General features: G+C 57.9%; 1 pseudogene. It reads right to left on the reverse strand.

The features are described from left to right. Positions 1-58: 58 nt before the first annotated feature. Positions 59-247 (reverse strand): annotated as a pseudogene (locus FCK22_RS18745) (calcium sensor EFh); the annotation flags it as partial.

Here is a 247-nt window from a genome sequence, read left to right on the forward strand (position 1 = left end):
CATCCCGTCCATGGCTAAGGTCCGGGCGCGCCATGATCAAGCGCGCCCGAGGCTTCATTTAATCGCGCTGCGGCTTGTCATGGTCCATTTTGTCACCCTTGTGGTGCCGTTTGCCATGCATTTTTTTCGCCGCTTCGAACTCTTCGGCGCTGACGCTGCCGTTGCCGTCTTTGTCCAGACGCTCGAACATCTTGGCCGGATCGTGGCGCTGCGTCATCTCTTCCATCGAGAGTTTGCCGTCGTCATT

It is taken from the genome of Sulfitobacter sp. 15WGC (assembly GCF_005068605.1).
GTDB lineage: Bacteria > Pseudomonadota > Alphaproteobacteria > Rhodobacterales > Rhodobacteraceae > Sulfitobacter > Sulfitobacter faviae.